At 38.0% G+C, this 216-nt stretch carries 1 protein-coding gene; it reads right to left on the minus strand.

What is annotated here, in order from left to right:
• A partial coding sequence (locus UA76_RS25750; protein ID WP_420340930.1) for a lipoprotein occupies positions 1–68 on the minus strand: 68 nt, incomplete at its 3' end.
• Positions 69–216 lie beyond the last annotated feature (148 nt).

The following is a 216-nucleotide window of genomic DNA, read 5'->3' on the forward strand; positions in this document are numbered from 1 at the left end:
TTGCCGTCATCTTCACTGCATGCGACAAGCAAAATGGCACTGAGAAACGCTAGTAGTATTTTTTTCATTTTCTAACCTAACTGATTTATCTTTTAAGCAAACTCAACAAATAACTGGTTTAGCTAGTCGTTGAATTAGCCTAATAAACTGGAAACTGGGATATCTTCTTCAATGGTGATGTAGTACTGCTGCCCTTTACTTAAATCGGAATGGGCG

The sequence above is a fragment of the Vibrio mexicanus genome, from assembly GCF_001012815.1.
Taxonomy (GTDB): domain Bacteria; phylum Pseudomonadota; class Gammaproteobacteria; order Enterobacterales; family Vibrionaceae; genus Vibrio; species Vibrio mexicanus.